Consider the following 20023-nt stretch of genomic DNA (forward strand, 5'->3'; position numbering starts at 1 on the left):
CGAAACAGAACATCCGCGACAGGCGGTCGGCGCGTTTTTTGTAGTAATACTTCACAAAGCCGGCAGGCCCATCGCCGACACTGCTCCCGGTCCTCGCCGTGGGCACACAACCCTTCAAAACCGTGCACGCGAAGCACCCGGGAATTGCTGGTAGACTGGGACGATACGCCGCCTGAGAGGGAAGGCCCCGGAATGGAAGTCCCGGCAACCGGGACCAAGGACAAGACCGCCGCCAATGAAAGTTACCATCAACGATGTCGCCGCTCGCGCCGGCGTATCCATAAAAACGGTTTCGCGCGTTATCAATAATGAGCCCTCGGTCCGCCCCGCCACGAGGAAGAAGGTGCAGGATGCGGTGGACGCGCTCCACTACCAGCCCAACCTGGCGGCACGCAACCTGGCCGGATCACGGGCCTATACCATTGCCCTGATCTACGACAACCCCAACGCCTACTACGTCATCAACATGCAGAACGGTATCCTGGATGCCTGCAAGGCACGGGGGTACGAACTGCTGATCCACCCCAGCAACTCCCGGTCGGAATCCGTATACCAGGAGCTGGAAGACCTGGTGCTGCACTCGAAAGTGGCCGGCCTGGTCCTCACCCCGCCGTTCTCGGAAACTCCCTCTGTCATCGACACTCTCAAGAAGCTCAATGTGGACTATGTCCGTATTGTCTCCAAGACGGCCGACCTCGAGGACAGCGAGGACTGTATCCAGGTGGACGATACCGCAGCTGCATTCGACCTGACCCAGCATCTCTTGCAGCTGGGCCATAAACGCATTGGCTTCCTCTGCGGTGGCGAAGAGCACGTCTCGACCTACGGCCGCCTGGAAGGTTACCGCCAGGCCCTGGAGCAGGCCGGGATCCCGGTCGAGGATGACCTGGTCCTGAAAGGGGAGTACTCGTTCGACTCCGGCGTGCAGGGAGCAAAAAAACTGCTGGGCCAGGACAACCCGCCCACCGCCATCTTTGCCAGTAACGACGAAATGGCGGCCGGCGCCCTGTTTGCCGCACGGCTGATGAATATCGATATTCCGGGGCAGCTCTCCATTGTCGGCTTTGAGGACAGCCCCTTCTCAAGGCAGACCTGGCCCAAACTCACCACCGCCCACCAGCCCAACAATGAAATTGCCAAGTGCGCTGCCGCCCTGGTGCTGAGCAAGGCGAGGGGCCATACCGCTGCCGAGAGCGGCTCGGCCAGCAAGGAGGCGGGCATCAAGCGGGAGTTCACTCCGGAGCTGGTGGTGCGCGATTCCAGCGGCCCCGCACCGGCGGAATAATCTCGCCATCCCCGGGCCCCGCACCAGCGGGCGCCCGGGCATATCCCGCTTTCACGGCCCCGGCCCCACAGGCGCATCGAGGCGATTCCCCACGCATAAAAAAGCCCTCCAGTGGAGGGCGAAGTCACGAGAACCAAAGGTTACAACGATGAGAAAACAAAACTGATTGACGCGGGTCAGCTCCAGCTGCGCATCTTGTGCCCCTTGAGGGCATAGAAAAGGATAAACAGGTAACAGGGTAGTGCCACCCAGTAGCCCACCTGGGTATTGTCTGCAAAGTGCGCCATCTTGCCGAACACCAGCGGGATAATCGCACCACCGGCGATACCCATGATCAGCAACGCTGAGCCCTGGGCGGTAAAGCGGCCCAGGCCTTCCAGCGCCAGCGGCCAGATTGCGGGCCAGCAGAGGGCATGCGCCAGACCCATCAGGGCGACAAAGGTCACGGTGTCCGGCACCACCGGGATACCCGACCAGCCCCACAGGATACTGGCAATCGCCGTGCTCTCGGATGAACCGAACAGTACCCCCATAACACACAGGCTACCGGCAACGGCCGAGCCCAGCAGCGCCTGTTGCTGGCTGATATAGCGCGGGATACCGACCACCCCAACCAGGTAGCCGATCACCATAAATACCATGGTGTAGGAAGTCAGCGAGGCATAATTGGCCAGGCCCAGGCGCTCGCCGTAAAGGCCAATGGTGTCGCCGGCAATTACTTCCACCCCCACGTAGGTGAACAGCGCCAGCGCCCCGAGCACTACCTGGGGAAACTGCAGGATGCCGGATTTCGTCTCGCTGTCCTCGCTCTCCTCTTCCTCGATATCAGGCAGTCCGGACAGCTTCACCAGTGCCACCAGCATGAACAGCAATGCCGCCATATAGACATAAGGCATGATGAGGCGGTTGGAAACCTCTTCCAGCCGTGCCGCGCGCTCCGCTTCACCGAGCCTGGAGATCGCCTCGGTATTGAAATCGGCGAGACCCGAGAGCACCAGCGCCGTGAACACGATCGGCGCCAGGACACCGGCGCTCTTATTGATGATGCCCATTACCGCGATGCGCGTGGCAGCGCTCTCCGCCGGACCCACCTTGACCACATAGGGATTGGAGGCGGTCTGCAGGATGGTCAGGCCTGCACCCAGGCCGAACAGGGCCAGCAGGAATACCGGATAGCTACCCGTCTGCGCCGCGGGGATAAAAACCAGTGCGGCCACGCCCATGATCGCGAGGCCGATAGCCATGCCGTCGCGATAGCCCGTCCGGCGCAGGATATAGGACATCGGCAGGGCCATGACGGTGTAGGCAATATAAAAGGCGAAGGTAACGAACAGCGCCTGGAACTCATTCAGGTCGCACAACACCTTGAGAAACGGGATCAGTGAACCATTCAGCCAGGTCACAAAACCAAAAATAAAAAACAGCATGCCAATGATTGCCATGGGCAACAGGCTGCTGCGGGATTCGTTCTGGCTCAGAACTGCAGTTTCCATAGGGAGCACCTTTTATCGTTATAATTACAAGTCTGTTTACTGGGCGGAAAAGACTTCCTGTCCGGCAATCCAGGTTTTCGTGACCCGCTGATCGCCATTCAACAAAATCAGGTCTGCACGCACACCTGCCGCAATCTTCCCGCCCGCAAAACCGAGAAACTGTGACGGGTACAGCGAGGCCATCCTCAGCGCCTCAATCAACTCGACACCGCACCAGTCGCGAATGTTGCGCACCGCGCTGATCATATCCAGGTGTGATCCCGCCAGCTCTCCTGTGGTGGAGGTCAGGCGGTCGCCCTGCCGCACCACCGTGCGATCGAACAGCGGGAAGCTCGTCTCCTCGCTGCCCACCAGGGACATGGCATCGGTGACCAGCATGACCTTGCCCCGCGGCTTGGCCTTCAGCGCCAGGATCATGGCTTCAGGGCTCACGTGGTGGCCATCCGCAATCAGGCCACACCAGGCGTCGTCGCTGATCAGGGCCGTACCCACCATGCCCGGCTCGCGCGAGTGCAGCGGCGACATGGCGTTATACAGGTGGGTAAAGCCGGTGGCCCCGGCCTCCAGTGCCGCAGCGGCGGTAGCGCCATCGGCGTTCGAGTGGCCAAGGCAGACTCTCACTCCAAGGTCCACCAGCTTACGGATATCTTCCGGCACAACATTTTCAGGGGCCAGGGTGACCATCTTGATCCCCAGGTCGTCACGGGCGTAGATGGCCAGCTCCCCGTCGGTCAGCGGCCGGATGAAACGCTCTTCATGGGTACCCTTCTTGGGCGCACTCAGGTGGGGCCCCTCGAAATGCACACCCAGCACGCCCGGCACGCCCTCTCGCAGTGCAGCACTTACGGCGTCCGCCGCCCGCTGCATCACCTCGATTTCATCCGTGATCAGCGTGGGCATAAAACCGGTGGTGCCATAACGCGCATGGGCGCGACTCATTCTGACCAGTGATTCCACGGTAGGCTCATTGTTAAACAGTGCACCGCCGCCACCGTTGACCTGGACATCAACCAGGCCCGGGGCCAGCAGGCCCCGCAGCCGCTGTGCCCCCTCCGGCGCAGGGCCTCCCACACTGGAAATCCGGCCTTCGCCATCAACCTGCAGGGCTACATCCCGATGTAACTGCTCGCCGTCGAATAACTGTTCGGCTACCAACACCTGGCTCACGAGTATCTCCAAATCCGCTTACAGCGCCCTGTCATCAGACCGTCTGGGTGACTTTCTTGAGGCCGGCAGGTTCGTCCGGGTTGATCCCGCGACTGACCGCCACATGAGCCACATCGATATAGAAACGCTGCAGCAGGGCCAGGGGCGCGACGCGCGGGTGTACGCCCTGGCTGGGCACATGCAGGTTGATCAGGGTGCCACCACGGCGGATGATATCGGCAATCTGTTCGCTGTGTGCCTGGAAGGACTCGTCCTCGATCGGTACGTTGATCACGGTGAGCTTCTGCTCCACCAGGGTGACCGGCCCGTGCAGGAACTCCGCACTGGAGAAGGATTCCGCGTGAATGTTGCAGACCTCCTTCAACTTCAGAGCAAGTTCACGGGTAATGCCGTAACCGGGGCCGCGCCCCAGCACCACCAGGTTTTTCACCGCGGCCAGGTCCTCCGGGCGCAGCTGGGTCTCCGCGTCGACAGCGTCGCGCAGGACCTGCGGCAGTGCGTCCACCCCGGCCAGCAAGTCGTCGCTCTCGGTCCAGTTGGCCACCAGCTGCAGCACCGCCGAGAGCGTCGCCAGGTAACTCTTGGTGGCGGCCACCGCCTTTTCCGGGCCAGCCTTGAGCGGTACTGTCAGGTCGGCGATATCCTTGATCGGGGCCGATTCATCATTTACCAGTGCCACGGTGTAGGCACCTGCCTCCTTCGCCATGCGCGCCTGCGCCAGGATGTCCGGGCTGCGGCCGGACTGGGAAATTACCAGCACCAGCGCGTCCTCGAGCTTCAGCTTGCGGCCGTACACACTGGAAACAGACGGGGCCGCGGCAAAGGTGGGAACACCGGTCTCGATTTCTATCAGGTACTTGGCGAACACCCCGGCGTGATCCGATGAGCCGCGCCCGACGATCATTACGAAGCGCGGTGGCTGGCGCCGCAGCCGCTCACCGAGCTCTGCCATGACGCCGGCGTTGGCCTGTAGCTGTTCGGCGATCCTGTCCGGCGCCTCGCGGGCCTCCATCTCCATAACCGTCTTGACCATGGTGCTACCTACCTGTGTTGCCTCGGCGGGATTTCCTGCAGTCATAATATTCTCGAGCTTCTCTGCTTGTTAACCGAACAGGGCCTTGCCCTCAGCTTCTGTGGCCGTCTCCCCGGCACTGATTTCCGTTGCCATCGACTGCTGCGCGAAGTGCACGCATCCGATTTCCGGCGGGTCCAGCGGATCCGCCAGTCGCTCGACCACGTGTGGCGCCAGCCAGGGCCGCAGGCGCGGCGCCAGGCCGCCAATAATCGACAGGCGCGGCGCATTGAATTCCAGCAACTTGTCTGCAAGGTCACTGATATAGGACGCACCATCACGCATGATCGCGGAGGCTACCGGATCACCGGCTTCCGCACACTCAACCACCTGCACTGCCAGACGAGCGTAGTGACTGGAGGACTTGCCTCCAATTTTTTCGAACACGTCGTTGGCGTCACTGCTCTCCAGGACGCGCAGCAGCTCGTCTTTCAGCTGCGAGTCCTCCGCCAGGCCATCGAGGGCGAGGAACAGGTACTTCACCGCTTCCATGCCCATCCAGGCACCACTGCCCTTGTCTCCGTGGGGGAAACCGTGACCACCCAGGACTTCCGCGCGCCCGCCGACCCAGGCATAACCACAGGATCCGGTACCGGCAATAATCACTGCGCCCTCGCCGCCACGATGGGCACCCAGGCATGCCGAATGCTGGTCGGTGGTGAGGTACATTTTGCGGAAGGGGTGTGACCAGGAGGCCATTTTGTTGTAGAGGCTGGGCATATTGACCCCGGCGAGCCCTACACCGGCCACCAGCTCACCCAACAGGTCTGCGGACAGGCCGGCATCTGCCAGGGCGAGGGAGGCGGACCGCACCACAGAATCTATCGTCTGTGCGTAACCATGCAGGGGATTGGCGGGACCTGCGACTCCTGTACCCAGTACACGGTTATCGCTGTCGACGACTGAAGCGCGGCATTTGCTGCCACCGCCATCGATACCTATATAAAGGAGTTCCCTATCTCTCGAAGCAACCATCTCAATCGGCCTCTAAGAATTTCTTTTGTTATGTATCTCTTCCCCTACCCGTTCCCAAATCCCCCGGGAGGCAGGAGCGGCGCACGGGGCGCCGGTGCCATACGATAAAAACCATACTACAGGACGCATGACAGCGTTGTCATCCCCTTTTTGGGAAAAATTCCGCTCTCGGGCGGCAAACTTCACCCCGCGTAACCTCCCTGTGCCACGCACGTGACAAACCGCCTCCTTCCCGCAACGACCCTGTCACACTTTTCTGCGATAACAGCGTCCGCTTTCCCCGCTGGCAGGCGGTCGGACAGGGAGGCGCCTTGAAGCATAAAGCAGGATAGAGGGGATTTATCAATGGGGGCTTTCACGCAGCTGGGTGTAGCGTTGCTAATGGTTCTGGTGGCACTGCCCGTCACCGCCCTGGAGACACAGACCCTGTTCAGGCTTACCGGTTCCAATACCATCGGTGCCGAACTGGGCCCCGCCCTGGTCCGCGGTTACCTGGAAAGCCTGGGTGGCAGGCGCATCGACCAGCGCAGTGCCGGCGAGCAACACTGGATAACCGCCGAGCTCTCGGGCCGCCGTGTGCAAGTACCGATCATCGCGCGGGGATCCAGCACCGGCTTCAAGGCCCTCGACACGGGAAGCGCAGACATCGGTATGGCCTCGCGGAGAATAAAGCCGGCGGAAATTAACCGGCTGGCACGTTTTGGCGATATGACCGGGGTTGCGGCGGAACATGTCATTGGCCTCGACGCCCTGGTGGTTTCCGTGCACCCGATGAACCCGGTACAGCAGCTCACCATCGAGCAGTTGCAGCGCATCTATCGCGGCGAGATCCGCAACTGGCGCGAACTAGGCGGCGCAGACCAGCCTGTATACCCGCTGCACCGGGATATCGAATCCGGTACCCGCGCCACTTTCGACAGTGAAATCTTTGGCGGCAGCCGACAGGCAGAGCCCCATGTCTACGAGGTCTCCGGCAATGCCGAGACCCGTGAACTGGTGATGTCCAGGCCCGGTGCGATTGGCTATCTACCATTCGCGGATGCCACAGGCGTCAAGAAGGTTGCCATCAAGGCGGGACAACTGGCTGCGGTAGTGCCAGACCGGGGCATTGTCGCCACAGAAGACTTTCCCCTGACCCGACGCCTCTACCTGTACCGCAATCCGGCCCAGTACCACCCGCAAGTGGAGGATTTCCTGCGTTATGTTGAGTCGGCCGCCGGCCAGGCACTGGTCGCGGACACCGGCTTCATCAACCTGTCACCGGTCGCCCTGGAAATAACGCCTTACCCGAACGCACCCGGCGACTACCAGGCACTGATGCGTGAAGCACAGCGCCTCAGTATCTCGTTCCGGTTTGCCGACGGCAGTGCCGAACTGGACAACCGCGCCCTCAAGGACCTGCGACGACTGGAAGACTACCTGCAACAGGCCGAGCGGGAGCTGGAACTGACCCTGGTGGGGTTCTCTGACCATGGTTCCAACAGCAATATTACCGACCTCATCTCCCGCTTCCGCGCACTGAAAGTCCGCGGGGCGCTGTTGCGGGAGCACAGCATCAGCAATATCAATGTAATGGCACTGGGTGCCTTCGCCCCCCTCGCAGCCAATGCCGGCCAGGCGCCATTCAAGAACAGCCGCGTCGAGGTCTGGATCCGGTAGCGGCCCGGCCTCGATTACCTGCCAATCCACGCCACTTTACCGCACGTATGTGAATCGATGGGCCGCGTTTCTGTCCAATGCTATCCAGCATACGCAGGCAGCAGGTCTGCCAGCGTCCGTCTTGTCCTGGATTGAGTAGACTTACCAGTGGGACCTATGCGTGCGCGGGCAATGGCTCACCGGGGATAACAGCAGAAGGCGTGAACAATGTACGGTGTCGATGACTACCGACTTTTCCAGGCAGGACGAGGTACCGGTGGTGGCCGGCGATGGCGCCGGACACTACTGATTAGCTGCCTGTTGCTGCTGGCCAGCTGTTCCAGCATCCAGTTTGCGTACAACCAGCTCGACCGCTGGATGCGCTGGCAGATTGACGACTATGTGGATTTCAATGACCGGCAGGAGCTGATGCTGCGACAGTCACTGGACCAGTTTCACATCTGGCACCGGCGCACCCAGCTCCCCCGCTATGCAGATTCCCTGGAAGAACTGGCAGCACGAGTCGATTCACGCGACTTCGGCCCCGAAGACCTGCCAGCGGTAGAGGCACAACTCGAGGAATTCTGGGAGACCTCCAGCGCCCAGCTCTACGACCTGCTCCTGCCGCTCAGCGCCACTCTCACCCGGGACCAGGTGCGCGAACTGGCGCAGGAAATGCGCGAGAAACGTGAGGAGAGCCTGGAGAAGTGGCAGAAGTCCCCGGAAAAAATCGAACAGAAGCGCAGGAAACGCATTCGCAAGCAGAGTGAGCGCTGGCTGGGCTCCCTGAATGATGAACAGGAACAACTGATCTCTGCCTGGGTGCACCAGGTGGCCTATAACCCCCTGCTCCGGGACCAGCAGCGACAGAAGTGGCAGGCAGCCTTTCTCGACCTCCTATGGCGTCGCCCCGAAGGTTACCAGGAGAAACTGCGGGACCTGATCGACAACCCCCAGCAACTCTGGTCCGCGGAGTACCGCCAGCTGCAGGAGGAACGCCAGCGCCGGGCGCGGCAACTGGGAGAAAAGATCTTCGCCACCATCACTGACCGGCAGCGCAATCACCTGACCCGCACATTGCGGGAATACGCCCGGGACTTTCGCACGCTCAGCGCGCAATAATTACTACTGTAACGAACGCCGCGCCATCAATAGTTGCTGACGGCGACGGCGCCGGCCTGCTAAGCTCGCCACCTCAGTTATCAGCTATACGAGGGATGAACGTGCGTATCGACTCCGCCAGACGCGACCAGTTACTGGAATGGGAACAGGAACTGGAGGCGCAGTACCGGCGTATCTGCCAACACGAACTCAACCTGGACCTGACCCGGGGCAAGCCATCCGCGGATCAGCTGCACCTCTCCGACAAGCTGGACGGTATCCTGAATGGCGATTACCGCTCGCCGGACGGCATCGATACCCGCAATTACGGTGGCCTGGAGGGATTGCCCTGCACCCGCGCCCTGGGGGCAGACATCCTCCAGGTGCCCACTGAAGAAGTTCTCGCCGGGGGCAACAGCTCGCTAACCCTCATGTACCACGCAGTGCTTACCGGCTACCTGTTCGGTTTTGCCGGCACCACGCCCTGGCGCGAACTGCAGGCACCCAAGTTCCTCTGCCCGGTCCCCGGCTATGACCGCCACTTCACCATCTGTGAGCAGCTGGGCATCGGCATGGTGAACGTGCCGATGACAGCGACCGGCCCGGATATGGATGCGGCGGAAAAACTGGTGCGCGAGGACCAGGACATTATCGGTATCTGGTGCGTGCCCAAGTTCTCCAATCCCACCGGCGTCACCTACGACCAGGATACGGTCAACCGCCTGGCCCAACTCGGGCAGGTAGCCAATCCGGGATTCCGGATATTCTGGGATAACGCCTATGCCATCCACGACCTGGACCAGCATATCAACCTCCCCAGCATCCGCTCGGCGACGATCGAAAATGACACCGCCGACTCCGTGCTCCAGTTTGCCTCAACCTCCAAGGTCACCCACGCCGGCGCCGGCGTCGCCTTTGTCAGCGCCAGCCCGGCGAACCTGGATTCGCTCAAGCAGCAGATGCAGGCCATGACGATCGGCCCGGACAAGGTAAACCAGCTGCGCCACTCACGTCTCTTTCCTGAGTTCACCCTGCTAAAAGAGCATATGCAGCAGCATGCCAATATCCTCAAACCCAAGTTCGAGTGTGTGCTGAAGCACCTGCAGGACGCCTTTGGCGACTCCGACCTGGGCGAGTGGGAAACACCCCACGGCGGTTACTTTGTTTCCTTCGACACGCGTCCCGGCTGTGCCACTGAGGTAGTGAAGCTGGCCGCCGAGGCCGGGGTAAAGCTCACCCCGGCCGGTGCCACCTTCCCCTATGGCAAGGACCCGCAGAACCGCAATATCCGTATCGCCCCGAGCTTCCCGCCACTGGAGGAACTGGATACCGCCATGTCGGTACTGGTGCTGTGCATCAAGCTGGCCAGCGTACGGGTGCAGTTGCAGCAGGCCTGACCCTTCCGCCACCGGAACGACACCCGGCCAATCAAGAAGGGGCGCAGCGGCGCCCCTTTTTGTTTTGCTGGTTCTGCCGGATATCGGTGACCCGGGCAATGAAGCCGCTGTCAGCCGGCCAGGTACCTGCGGGAAAATTTCGGGTCCATTTTCTGCAGGTCCACCACCACCAGCCCGTCCACCGAATCACAGAAATCCGGATCCACATTGAAGGCGTGGAAACTGGTCCCCCCGGGAGTGGTCACCGCAGTGTATTTCTTGAACAACGGCGGCAGCAAAACACCCTCCTGCTTCAGGACCTGCTTGAGCTGCAGCATATCCTCTCCGGCACTGCCCACCAGGGGTGGCAGGTCCTGCCGGACCTCCTCGAACGGCAGGCGCGCATCGCCGAGCGGGTTGTCGGTGGAGAAGTGGTGCAGGAAATAACGCACGATCGCGGACTTGGCCCGCACCGTGAATGTGCCCGGCATTGATACCGGGCCAAACAGGTAACGCACATCATTCCTGGCAATCCACTGGCCAATACCGCACCAGAGCAGGTCCAGGCCGCGGCCACGCCAGTAGTCCGGCAACAGGAAACTGCGGCCCAGCTCCGCCGAGCCGGGCAGGCACTCCTGCGGCGGGCGCGGATAATTGAACAGGGTGCTGCTGTAAACCTGCTCCGGCTGCAAGCTGTCGGTGCTGGCAAGCCGGTAGGCGCCGGCAATCTGCCGGGCGTCTTCATCCCACAGCAGCAGGTGATCGTAGTGCGCGTCAAAGGCATCCCAGTCGCGGCTCAGGCCAGTGCCCTCCCCCACAGCCCGGAATGACACCTCGCGGCAGCGAGACAGCTCCCGCATTACCGGGCAGTCTGGCTGCTGGCGGTACAACCGGACCGTAAAGCCGCCCTGCTCCACCAGCGCTTCACACTGGCGGATGACCGCGGCCACTTTTCCAGCTGCTTCCGGTGCGGCAACCGGCTCGGGCCCCAGAGGGCGCGGGGAATGACTCAGCTGGTAGACATGCTTTCGCCACAGGCGCGCCTGGGTAGGGGGCGTGAGCGGCCACTGGCGAAAATAATCCGCCTCCACCGGGCTGCCGATACGGATGTCGATACTGCGGCTGGCCTGTTTGAACATTTCGCGGATCAGCCACAGGGTCGATAGTGGTTTGTTGACCATCGACAGGCCGTAGAACCACAGGGAGTTGCGGCCACGCACCTGCACCGGCAGGATCGGCGCCCCGGCCCTGGCGGCAAAGCGGACAAACCCCGGATTCCAGCGACCGTCACGCACGCCCTTCGGGGTCAGGCGCGAGACTTCGCCGGCGGGAAAAACAATAACCGCACCACCCCGGTGAAGATGCCGGTGAATCCCCTCCACGTCTGCCCGCCGGGTGCGCCCGTTGAAATTGTCGACCGGCAACAGGTATGGGCGCAAGGGCTCGATGTTCCACAGCAACTGGCTGGCCACCGCCCGCACATCGCCACGCACTCGCGCCACCATGTCGATCAGGGCCAGGCCATCGAGGCTCCCCAGCGGGTGGTTGGATACAATCACCAGGGGGCCGTCCCTGGGGATCCGCTCCAGCTCGCCGGGATACAGGTCATAGTGGAAATTGAAGTGGGCGAACACCTGCCGGATAAAGTCCAGGCCGCCCAGGTGGGGGTAGAGGCGCCCAAACTCCTGCAGTTTCTGTTCGCAGCATATTATCTTCAGCGTGGCTGAAGCCAGCCGTCGGGCGGGCTTTTGCGGCGCGGCACTGAACCATGGGTTGCGGGCCAGCAGGCTGTCCAGCTGGATCATGCCGCCACCACTTCGGTCATGATATGGGCGATTTTCGGGGCGCGCCGCCAGTGCAGCAATTCGAGACTGCCATCACGCTGCTCCACGACTGCACTCATGGAGTCGACCCAGTCACCGCAATTCGCGTAGGTGACTACGTTATCCCCAACCCGGTCATCGCGAACCGCCCCACGATGGATATGGCCGCAGATCACACCATCGTAGCCGCGGCTGGCGGTCTCGCGGACAGCCACCTGTTCAAACCGGTTCATCATTCGCCGCGCCGCGTTTACGCGGTTCTTGACGTGATTGGCCAGCGACCACCAGGGCAGGTCGAAACGGCTGCGCCAGTAATTGATCCAGCGATTGAAGCGCAACATCAGGTAATAACTCTGGTCACCGATATGGTAACTGACAGGATTGATGCTGATATGGTGCTCGAACTGGTCGCCATGGGTTACCCAGTAACGCTTGCCACTGGCGGCCTCGTGCACCCACTCCCGCTCGATGCGGATATTACCCAGGCGCTTGCCGGCCCAGCTCCGCATGGGGGCGTCGTGGTTGCCCGGCACATAGATTACCTCGGGCGTACTGCTGCTGATTTCAGATAGTATCTCCAGCAACAGGGTGGAAGCCTTGCACCAGCTGCCCTTACCCTGGGAAAGTGCTTTCATATCGAAGATATCGCCCACCAGGTAGACGGTATCGGCGCGGTGCTGGGCGAGGAAGTCGGCCAGGCGCTGGGGTTCACTGTCCCGGCTGCCCAGGTGAACATCGGAAATCCACAGTGCGCGGTAGCGGTTACTCATTGCAAGGCCCCAAGTAGCGGTTTGCACTAACTTGCAGGATATTTTTTACATTACAGGGGCGATTTGTTGACGGTTATGTTGCGCGTAACAGCTGCGGGCTCGCGCCAGCCTCGCCTGTGCCTGGCAAGGGCCTAGTTGCGCACCCGCTCTATCTGCTCAAAACGGGAAACACTGGCCAGGTAATCCTGCCAGCTGCGCTGGAGTTCGGTAGTCTGGTATTGGCGATATTTCTCCCGATCCAGCCAGAGCACCGTCGTCCGCGCCCTCCTCAGGTTGATCAGGGGCAGGTTGTCGATGGCAGCCGAGCCACTGCTGAACACGGACCCCGCCCTGGAGTTCTGGATCATGTCGCTGACAATCGTCAGGTGTACCTCCTGTGCCCGGCCATCCAGGCGATCCAGCGCCACCACATCCGACAGCGCCTCGTAAATCGGCGACACTTCCTGGTCACCGGCGGCAACCACCTCCGCGATAGCCCGGTCCAGTGGCTGCTCGAAGCGCTCCAGGTAGAGTCGCTCGACAAAGGCGCGGTTTGCGGTCAGTGCACTGACGGCGTCGGCGGTTTCGGGCTTGCAGATATCCACTACAGACTCGGAGAGTCCATGGTACTTCTCATCCAGGACAAAGAGGGTAAAGCGGTCGTTTACCGCGGCCTGCTCCAGCACACCGGATATATGCGTGCGGAGGAAGTGTTTCTGGTAATCCGACAGGGCGTCAGAAACATCAATGATAAAAACATGGTGCAGGGGGCGCGGCAGGCTCGTATTACACAGCGTTTTACGGTCGTAGTCATTCTCCGGTGCATTGATCACCCGCACGACGGTTACCGCAAGTGCGGCCAGGATCACGACACCGAGCGCCGCCACCATCAGGCCTTTCCTGTCATCGCCGGACAGGCGACTGAATATCTCCCTCATTAAACCCCACTCAGTCCCTTGTCCTGCTCTATCCGCTCGATGGCGGCATTGATCTGCCCATTGATGCTCTCGAGTTTCTCGCTGATCGCTTCCATGGCCGCGGCATATTCCTCATCGAGGCCTGCAATGACCCGTTCGAAACAGGACAGGTCCTCCCGGTGCTGGTCCAGCCCGGCGGTATTCAGCTTTGGCAGTTTTTCCAGCTCCACCTGCAGCAGCTTGCCAAAATAGGCGGCGCGCCGGTTGGTGATGCGCTCGGCATGGGACTGGTAGTGGCGGATCAGCTCGTCGAGCAGCCCCTGGGCCTTGACGATATCTTCCTCGTACTGCCGGCGGATATGCTCGCTGCGCTCGATACTTGCCTTGAAATCGATAAACTCCGAGCGTATTTCCTGCTCTCTCCCGGACACTTCCCGCCGGGTCTCCTCGGCCTCCCTGCCAACCTCGCGGAAAGCATCGGCACAGCGCTGCAGCCAGAGCCGGCGGGCCTCCCGGTGCCGGCGGGTCACCGCCGTATAGCCCGGATACCGATCGTCAACCAGGAAGAACTTGGCCGCCAGCAGCATTACCGCCATACCGCTGACAATCACCATGATCCAGGAATTGAAATCGCGGATGCCCAGCGGCTGGCCCGACAGGCTGGCGACTGCCAAGCCCGAGGCCGCAAACGGGTCGGCCTCGAGAGCCTCCCGGTAGTGGCCCACGCCCAGTACAAACAGGGTGGTCAGCGCTGCCGCGCCCAGGAACAGGCAGAGGAACAGGCTCTTCCTCAGGATACTGACGTGAAACAGGTTGCGCAGCGTGAAGGCCAGGAACGCCGCAAGGCCCAGGTTCACCAGGGAAATGATAAAGGCCTGGAAGAAGCCCCCCACCAGTCCCAGCTCGCTGCCTTTCGAAAGGAAAAAGGAATTGAGGGCGGTCTCGAGGATCACCACGAAGAAAATCACGGAAAAATGCAGGATCCTCGACTCGCGGTACTCCGCGTCCCGGGTCAGTCCGTTGCGGAGCCGGAATATCTCCAGGTCCATGCGTGTCGAAGATACCGTCGCGGCGGCACCTTCCATTTCCCGGCTCAGCAGGGCAAAGCGGTTCGCCAGCCGCTGGTGGATAGTGCGGCCGGTATTTCGCAGTTCCTGGTAGTGCTGGCGGATTTTGGCCTCACCGCGACGTTCGGCCTGTTCGTCCAGTGCCGCCTGCCGCTCCCGGTGGACACGGCCGATGATCTCACTGGTGACATAGGAGCGCAGGCTTTCTTCGCTCTCGGTGTGACTGTTCCGGTCCGATTCGGGTATGCCGGCTTTGACATCCCGCTCGACGCGCTGCTCGATCTTGAGGGTTGAGATGGCAGCCTTGGTCGCAGGTATTGAGGCCATATCCGTCACCTAAAAGACATCCCTTACATTTAGGTATCCGCGCTGCGCCCGACCACTGCGGTGCCGGTACTGGCAACGGCACCCGGAGGGTAGCGACACACGCATCCCTTATTCTTCAAGAATAGTGCTGATTCGCGGCGCCGGGTCGATTCGGCCGCCGGGGCGCGACGACCGGTTGCCCATCGCTGACGGGGAGAGCGGTATAAGGCCTGAATGGAAACGGGGTATGGGGGAAACGGGAAGCTGCGGGGCGGCACACCGGTGCCGCCGGAGTTCACTCGCCGTCTTGCGGCGGCTGCATGGGACTCGGGAAGGGGAACTTGGCGACCTTGTCACCCTTGACCTCGACAATCTTGCCGGTGCCCTCTTTCTCCACCTCGTCGATGCGCACGATGCTGTGCATGGGGATGTAGGAACGGGTCACCGAGGCGAACTCGGTCTTGAGCTTCTCCTCACTGGGATCCACTACCAACTGCGACTTTTCGCCGAAAACAAATTCCTCTACCTCGATAAAGCCGTACATATCGCTCTGGTAGATGGCCCGGGCGTAGAGTTCATACACCTGGTTCTGGTTGTGAAAGATGACTTTGTAGATCGGATTCGCCATAGAGTTCCCAGGATGGAGGTTGTCCCTCGCGGATTCTGCTTTTGGTACGGGGATCTCCCCGCAGTGCTCACTCACCGTCCCTGGCGCGACTAGCGGACATTCGGCCAGTCTCGGGCCCAGCCATCCATGGCTGGTGGATGGCCCCAGCGCGAAGCATTGCTTCCCCTGCGCCTGGACCATCCCGGAAAAAGCGCGCAAGAATAGCACAGGACCGCAGTCCCACATATAGTAGCTGCCCCGCCATCTATGCAGTGCCGGCGCGGGTCGCTATAATGCCCGCCCCTTTGGATTGCACAGTTTTTAACCAGGCCAGTTATGTCCGAAACCACGCCCCAGGCAAAAGTGAAAAAGCTCTATATCAAGACCCACGGCTGCCAGATGAACGAGTACGACTCGGCGCGCATGCGTGACCTGCTCGGGGAGTCGCACGCCATGGTGCCGACGGATGACCCGGAGGATGCGGATGTCCTGCTGGTGAACACCTGTTCTATCCGCGAGAAGGCCCAGGAAAAACTGTTCCACCAGCTGGGGCGCTGGAAGCACCTGAAGGAAAAGAATCCCGAGCTGATCATCGGCGTCGGCGGATGCGTGGCGAGCCAGGAGGGCGAGGCCATCTCCAAACGCGCACCCTACGTGGACCTGATTTTTGGTCCGCAGACCCTGCACCGCCTGCCGGACATGATGCAGACCCGGGAACAGAAAAACGGTGCTGTAGTGGTGGATGTCACTTTCCCGGAAATCGAGAAGTTCGACCGCCTGCCCCAGCCTGAGGCCGACGGCGCCACCGCCTTTGTCTCCATCATGGAGGGCTGCTCGAAGTACTGCACCTTCTGTGTCGTGCCTTACACCCGTGGCGAGGAGGTCAGCCGCCCGGTGGCAGACGTGCTGGAGGAAGTGGCGCACCTGGCGGACCAGGGTGTGCGCGAGGTCAACCTGCTGGGCCAGAATGTGAACGCTTACCGGGCCACCGGTGACGACGGCCAGGTGGTGGATTTTGCCGAACTGATCACCTACGTGGCGGCCATCGACGGGATCGACCGTATCCGTTACACCACCTCCCACCCGGTAGAGTTTTCCGACGCACTGATCGATGTCTACGCCGAAGTTCCGGAGCTGGTAAACCACCTGCACCTGCCGGTCCAGAGCGGCTCCGACCGTATCCTGATGGCGATGAAGCGAGGCCATACGGCGCTGGAGTACAAATCCAAGATCCGTCGACTGAAGAAGATCCGCCCGGAAATCTGCCTGTCTTCCGACTTTATTATCGGCTTCCCGGGGGAGACCGAGCAGGATTTCGAGGCCACCATGAAGCTGATCCAGGACGTGGGTTTTGACATTTCCTTCAGCTTTATTTACTCGGCGCGCCCGGGCACCCCGGCCGCCGACCTGCCGGACGACACCCCCGAAGCAGTGAAAAAGCAGCGCCTGCAGCTGCTGCAGCACCGTATCAACCAGCAGGCGGCGGAGATTGCCCGCCGCATGGTGGGCAACACCGAGCGGGTGCTGGTAACCGGCGTCTCCAGGAAGGACCCGGGCCAGCTGCAGGGCCGGACCGAAAACAACCGCGTAGTCAATTTCCGTGCCGACGATATGGCCCTGATCGGCAAGTTCGCCGATGTGGTGATCGAGGAAGCATTGCCAAACTCGCTGCGCGGCACGCTGGTGACCTCGGAACTGGAGGGGCCGCTGTTCTAGCGGCACCCCATCCAGGCTGGCGGCAGGCAGAGGACGGCGTCCCGGTTCTGTAATACCAGCCTGGTATAAAGGCCTTATAAGCTTAGAACCGATTCGTCACAGCCCGCCCTTTCCCCTACAGGGAAAATGGGTATACCCTAGCAATGAAATCCCGGATATAGGTGCACGGAAACCAATTTGGAAACACATACCCTCGCTCACAGCATCACCCTTGAGCCCAACGACGCCCGCCGCCTGGCCAACCTCTGTGGCCAATTCGACCAACACTTGCGCCAGATAGAACAGCGACTGGATATCGAGATCCGCAATCGCGGCAACGAGTTCGCGTTTTACGGTGAACCAGAGTCGGCGCGTGCCGCCGGGGAACTGCTCAGCTTCCTCTACCGCGAAACCGGCAGCCACGATCACCTGACGCCTGAGGAGATCCACCTCGCCCTGCAGCAATCAGGCGTGGAAGAGCTCCAGAACAAGAGCACAGGGGACAGCGAAGGCAGCGCGGAGGAATCCGAGCCGGTGGTGCTGATCCGCACCAAGAAATGCTCCGTGCGCCCGCGGGGCCTGAACCAGCGACGCTACGTGCGCGCGGTGCAGACCAACGATATCAACTTCGGCATCGGCCCCGCTGGCACCGGCAAGACCTACCTGGCCGTCGCCTGCGCTGTGGAAGCGCTGCTGAAGGACGAGGTGGAGCGGATCCTGCTGGTGCGCCCGGCAGTCGAGGCCGGCGAAAAGCTGGGCTTCCTGCCCGGCGACCTGAGCCAGAAAGTGGATCCCTACCTGCGACCGCTGTACGACGCCCTGTTTGAAATGCTGGGCTTCGAGACCGTGGGCAAGCTGATCGAGCGCAATGTGATCGAGGTGGCCCCGCTGGCCTACATGCGTGGCCGCACCCTCAACAACGCCTTCGTGATCCTGGACGAGAGCCAGAACACCACCCGCGAACAGATGAAAATGTTCCTGACCCGGATCGGCTTCGGCTCCACCGCCGTGATTACCGGTGACCCCAGCCAGATCGACCTGCCCCGCGGACAGGCCTCCGGCCTGCGCCATGCGATTGAGGTCCTGGGCAAGGTGAACGGCATCAGCTTTACCCATTTCGGAGCCAAGGACGTGGTACGCCACCCGCTGGTCCAGCGTATTGTGGAGGCTTACGACGCCCATGAGGCGGAGCGTGACGCCCTCGCGGGGAAACCCGACGAGAACGCGGCCTGACCCGGTGATGCCCAACCCCCATGACTGACCTCCACCTGGACGTGCAGCGGCCCAGCCGCTGCACCGACCTCCCCTCTGATGAGCAGATCGCCGAGTGGGCGTCAACCGCCCTGCGGGACCACCGCGATGAGGCAGAGCTGAGCGTGCGCATCGTCGATGAGGCGGAAAGCCGCGAGCTTAACCGGCAATACCGCGGCAAGGACAAGCCCACCAACGTACTCTCATTCCCGGCGGACCTGCCGGCAGACATCGCCGTGCCCCTGCTCGGGGACCTGGTAATCTGTGCCCCGGTGGTTGCCGCGGAGGCGGAACAGCAGCACAAAGCCCTGCCTGCGCACTGGGCACACATGGTGGTCCATGGCACACTGCACCTGCTCGGTTACGATCATATTGACGATGCCGAGGCAGAAATCATGGAGACCCTGGAGACCCGCCTGCTCGGGGAGCTGGGTTTCCCGGACCCGTACCGCCCCCCGCAGGGGCTGGACACCCGGCGCCCGCAGGGCCATCCGGAGTGATGACGGATCATTCACGCCGCCCGCAGCAGTTGCGGTAGCGGCCCTGATGTACGACTAATGTACAGATATAGAGAGAGAAAGACGGAGCATGGCCACATCCATGACCACTGACGAACCCCCAAGTAGCCAATCCTCCAGCAAGCCCCGTTCCGGGGAGAAAAACTGGCTGGAAAAGCTGTTTGGCGCGTTTTCCGCCGAACCAAAATCGCGCGACGAACTGCTGGATATCATCAAGGATGCAGCAGAAAACAAGCTGGTAGACGCCGAGGCCCTATCGATTATCGAGGGCGCCCTGGACGTATCCAGCCAGCAGGTGCGCGAGGTCATGATTCCGCGCTCACAGATGGTTGTGGTCAGCCTGCAGGATTCCCCCGAGGAGTTCCTGCCCAAGATCATTGAGTCCGGGCACTCACGCTTCCCCGTGATCGGCGAGAGCGTGGACGATATCCGTGGCATCCTGCTGGCCAAGGACCTCTTGCCGCTGGTACTCAAAGGGCTGGAGAAGTTCAGCCTCGAGGAAATCATCCGCCCCGCCAATATCATTCCCGAGAGCAAGCGCCTGAATATCCTGCTGCGTGAGTTCCGCGAAAACCGGTACCATATGGCTGTGGTGATCGATGAGTACGGCGGTGTATCCGGCGTGGTCACCATTGAGGATATCCTCGAGGAAATCGTCGGCGAGATCGAGGACGAGACCGACGAGGAAGAGGAAGACAGCTTTATCCGCAAGGTGGGCGACAACGACTTTATCGTCAAGGCGCTTACCCCGATCGAGGATTTCAACGAGTACTTCGACAGCGAGCTCAGTGACGAGGAGTTCGATACCGTGGGCGGCCTGGTGATGCAGTCTTTCGGCCACCTGCCAGGACGCGACGAGATCACCCAGCTGGGCGAGTTCCGCTTCCGGGTACTCTATGCGGACAACCGCCAGGTGCACCTGCTACGGCTCAGCCGCCAGCAGTCGCCGGCCACCGACGCGGAATAACCCCGCGCCGCCTGTA

Annotated in this window: 17 protein-coding genes; 8 read left to right on the top strand and 9 right to left on the bottom strand. The window is 61.4% G+C overall.

Going from position 1 to position 20023, the window contains the following annotated elements:
* The first annotated feature begins 235 nt into the window (after positions 1-235).
* On the top strand, positions 236-1285 hold the full coding sequence (locus tag ACH6CX_RS10270) for a LacI family DNA-binding transcriptional regulator (protein WP_233005999.1): 1050 nt from the start codon (positions 236-238) through the stop codon (positions 1283-1285).
* A gap of 176 nt (positions 1286-1461) precedes the next feature.
* On the opposite strand, the gene ACH6CX_RS10275 is transcribed toward ACH6CX_RS10270, so the two are convergent.
* From ACH6CX_RS10275 to nagK, 4 genes are read right to left on the bottom strand one after another with little or no spacing between them, the layout of a single operon-like run.
* A complete protein-coding gene (locus ACH6CX_RS10275; RefSeq protein WP_396675382.1) occupies positions 1462-2778 on the bottom strand; it encodes a sugar MFS transporter in 1317 nt (438 codons plus the stop codon).
* Positions 2779-2814: 36 nt separating this feature from the next.
* Positions 2815-3945, bottom strand: a complete 1131-nt coding sequence (nagA, locus tag ACH6CX_RS10280; protein ID WP_396675383.1) for an N-acetylglucosamine-6-phosphate deacetylase — start codon at positions 3943-3945, stop codon at positions 2815-2817.
* Between the two features lie 34 nt (positions 3946-3979).
* The gene (gene nagB-II, locus ACH6CX_RS10285; RefSeq protein ID WP_233006002.1) at positions 3980-5023 is read right to left on the bottom strand and encodes a glucosamine-6-phosphate deaminase NagB-II; all 1044 of its coding nucleotides are present in this window, start codon (positions 5021-5023) and stop codon (positions 3980-3982) included.
* A 24-nt stretch (positions 5024-5047) separates the two neighbouring features.
* Positions 5048-5992, bottom strand: coding sequence for an N-acetylglucosamine kinase (gene nagK / locus ACH6CX_RS10290; RefSeq protein WP_233006003.1), 945 nt, complete (start codon positions 5990-5992; stop codon positions 5048-5050).
* A gap of 345 nt (positions 5993-6337) precedes the next feature.
* Between nagK and ACH6CX_RS10295 the strand changes: the two genes are divergently transcribed.
* The 3 genes from ACH6CX_RS10295 to ACH6CX_RS10305 all read left to right on the top strand — a co-directional run bounded on the left by ACH6CX_RS10295 (position 6338) and on the right by ACH6CX_RS10305 (position 10128).
* Positions 6338-7651 (top strand): substrate-binding domain-containing protein, encoded by a 1314-nt coding sequence (locus tag ACH6CX_RS10295; RefSeq protein WP_233006004.1) that lies wholly within the window; start codon positions 6338-6340, stop codon positions 7649-7651.
* Positions 7652-7858: 207 nt separating this feature from the next.
* Positions 7859-8752 carry a DUF6279 family lipoprotein gene (locus ACH6CX_RS10300; RefSeq protein ID WP_237064016.1) on the top strand — a complete coding sequence of 298 codons (894 nt, stop codon included), beginning with the start codon at positions 7859-7861 and terminating at the stop codon, positions 8750-8752.
* Between the two features lie 101 nt (positions 8753-8853).
* A complete protein-coding gene (locus ACH6CX_RS10305) occupies positions 8854-10128 on the top strand; it encodes an aminotransferase class I/II-fold pyridoxal phosphate-dependent enzyme (RefSeq protein WP_237064018.1) in 1275 nt (424 codons plus the stop codon).
* 110 nt (positions 10129-10238) lie between these two features.
* Here ACH6CX_RS10305 and ACH6CX_RS10310 read toward each other — a convergent pair whose 3' ends face one another.
* The 5 genes from ACH6CX_RS10310 to ACH6CX_RS10330 all read right to left on the bottom strand — a co-directional run bounded on the left by ACH6CX_RS10310 (position 10239) and on the right by ACH6CX_RS10330 (position 15597).
* Positions 10239-11912, bottom strand: coding sequence for a lysophospholipid acyltransferase family protein (locus ACH6CX_RS10310; RefSeq protein ID WP_233006007.1), 1674 nt, complete (start codon positions 11910-11912; stop codon positions 10239-10241).
* On the bottom strand, positions 11909-12700 hold the full coding sequence (locus ACH6CX_RS10315; protein WP_237064020.1) for a UDP-2,3-diacylglucosamine diphosphatase: 792 nt from the start codon (positions 12698-12700) through the stop codon (positions 11909-11911). The genes ACH6CX_RS10310 and ACH6CX_RS10315 overlap by 4 nt, the downstream gene beginning before the upstream one ends.
* Before the next feature lie 131 nt (positions 12701-12831).
* Positions 12832-13617, bottom strand: a complete 786-nt coding sequence (locus ACH6CX_RS10320; protein ID WP_233006009.1) for a hypothetical protein — start codon at positions 13615-13617, stop codon at positions 12832-12834.
* A complete protein-coding gene (locus ACH6CX_RS10325) occupies positions 13617-14990 on the bottom strand; it encodes a hypothetical protein (RefSeq protein WP_233006010.1) in 1374 nt (457 codons plus the stop codon). The genes ACH6CX_RS10320 and ACH6CX_RS10325 overlap by 1 nt, the downstream gene beginning before the upstream one ends.
* 274 nt (positions 14991-15264) lie before the next feature.
* Complete coding sequence (locus tag ACH6CX_RS10330; RefSeq protein ID WP_233006011.1) at positions 15265-15597, bottom strand: DUF1820 family protein; 333 nt, start codon at positions 15595-15597, stop codon at positions 15265-15267.
* 315 nt (positions 15598-15912) lie between these two features.
* Here ACH6CX_RS10330 and miaB point away from each other — a divergent pair, with 315 nt between their 5' ends.
* The 4 genes from miaB (at position 15913) to ACH6CX_RS10350 (ending at position 20007) form a co-directional block, all read left to right on the top strand.
* A complete protein-coding gene (gene miaB / locus ACH6CX_RS10335; protein ID WP_237064022.1) occupies positions 15913-17292 on the top strand; it encodes a tRNA (N6-isopentenyl adenosine(37)-C2)-methylthiotransferase MiaB in 1380 nt (459 codons plus the stop codon).
* Between the two features lie 177 nt (positions 17293-17469).
* Positions 17470-18504: a PhoH family protein gene (locus ACH6CX_RS10340; protein WP_233006013.1), complete on the top strand. Its 1035-nt coding sequence runs from the start codon at positions 17470-17472 to the stop codon at positions 18502-18504.
* A 20-nt stretch (positions 18505-18524) separates the two neighbouring features.
* Positions 18525-19022 carry an rRNA maturation RNase YbeY gene (ybeY, locus tag ACH6CX_RS10345; protein ID WP_334079084.1) on the top strand — a complete coding sequence of 166 codons (498 nt, stop codon included), beginning with the start codon at positions 18525-18527 and terminating at the stop codon, positions 19020-19022.
* 88 nt (positions 19023-19110) lie between these two features.
* Positions 19111-20007 (top strand): HlyC/CorC family transporter, encoded by an 897-nt coding sequence (locus tag ACH6CX_RS10350; RefSeq protein WP_370636787.1) that lies wholly within the window; start codon positions 19111-19113, stop codon positions 20005-20007.
* Positions 20008-20023 lie beyond the last annotated feature (16 nt).

It is taken from the genome of Microbulbifer sp. JSM ZJ756, from assembly GCF_044383805.1.
Taxonomy (GTDB): domain Bacteria; phylum Pseudomonadota; class Gammaproteobacteria; order Pseudomonadales; family Cellvibrionaceae; genus Microbulbifer; species Microbulbifer zhoushanensis.

Excerpts from the sequence above, each read along its gene's own strand:
- ACH6CX_RS10325 (WP_233006010.1), bottom strand. The coding sequence starts at position 14,990 with ATGGCCTCAATACCTGCGACCAAGGCTGCCATCTCAACCCTCAAGATC.
- nagB-II (WP_233006002.1), bottom strand. The coding sequence starts at position 5,023 with ATGACTGCAGGAAATCCCGCCGAGGCAACACAGGTAGGTAGCACCATG.
- miaB (WP_237064022.1), top strand. The coding sequence starts at position 15,913 with ATGTCCGAAACCACGCCCCAGGCAAAAGTGAAAAAGCTCTATATCAAG.
- ybeY (WP_334079084.1), top strand. The coding sequence starts at position 18,525 with ATGACTGACCTCCACCTGGACGTGCAGCGGCCCAGCCGCTGCACCGAC.
- ACH6CX_RS10275 (WP_396675382.1), bottom strand. The coding sequence starts at position 2,778 with ATGGAAACTGCAGTTCTGAGCCAGAACGAATCCCGCAGCAGCCTGTTG.
- ACH6CX_RS10320 (WP_233006009.1), bottom strand. The coding sequence starts at position 13,617 with ATGAGGGAGATATTCAGTCGCCTGTCCGGCGATGACAGGAAAGGCCTG.
- nagK (WP_233006003.1), bottom strand. The coding sequence starts at position 5,992 with ATGGTTGCTTCGAGAGATAGGGAACTCCTTTATATAGGTATCGATGGC.
- ACH6CX_RS10315 (WP_237064020.1), bottom strand. The coding sequence starts at position 12,700 with ATGAGTAACCGCTACCGCGCACTGTGGATTTCCGATGTTCACCTGGGC.
- ACH6CX_RS10310 (WP_233006007.1), bottom strand. The coding sequence starts at position 11,912 with ATGATCCAGCTGGACAGCCTGCTGGCCCGCAACCCATGGTTCAGTGCC.
- ACH6CX_RS10300 (WP_237064016.1), top strand. The coding sequence starts at position 7,859 with ATGTACGGTGTCGATGACTACCGACTTTTCCAGGCAGGACGAGGTACC.
- ACH6CX_RS10295 (WP_233006004.1), top strand. The coding sequence starts at position 6,338 with ATGGGGGCTTTCACGCAGCTGGGTGTAGCGTTGCTAATGGTTCTGGTG.
- ACH6CX_RS10330 (WP_233006011.1), bottom strand. The coding sequence starts at position 15,597 with ATGGCGAATCCGATCTACAAAGTCATCTTTCACAACCAGAACCAGGTG.
- ACH6CX_RS10270 (WP_233005999.1), top strand. The coding sequence starts at position 236 with ATGAAAGTTACCATCAACGATGTCGCCGCTCGCGCCGGCGTATCCATA.
- ACH6CX_RS10350 (WP_370636787.1), top strand. The coding sequence starts at position 19,111 with ATGGCCACATCCATGACCACTGACGAACCCCCAAGTAGCCAATCCTCC.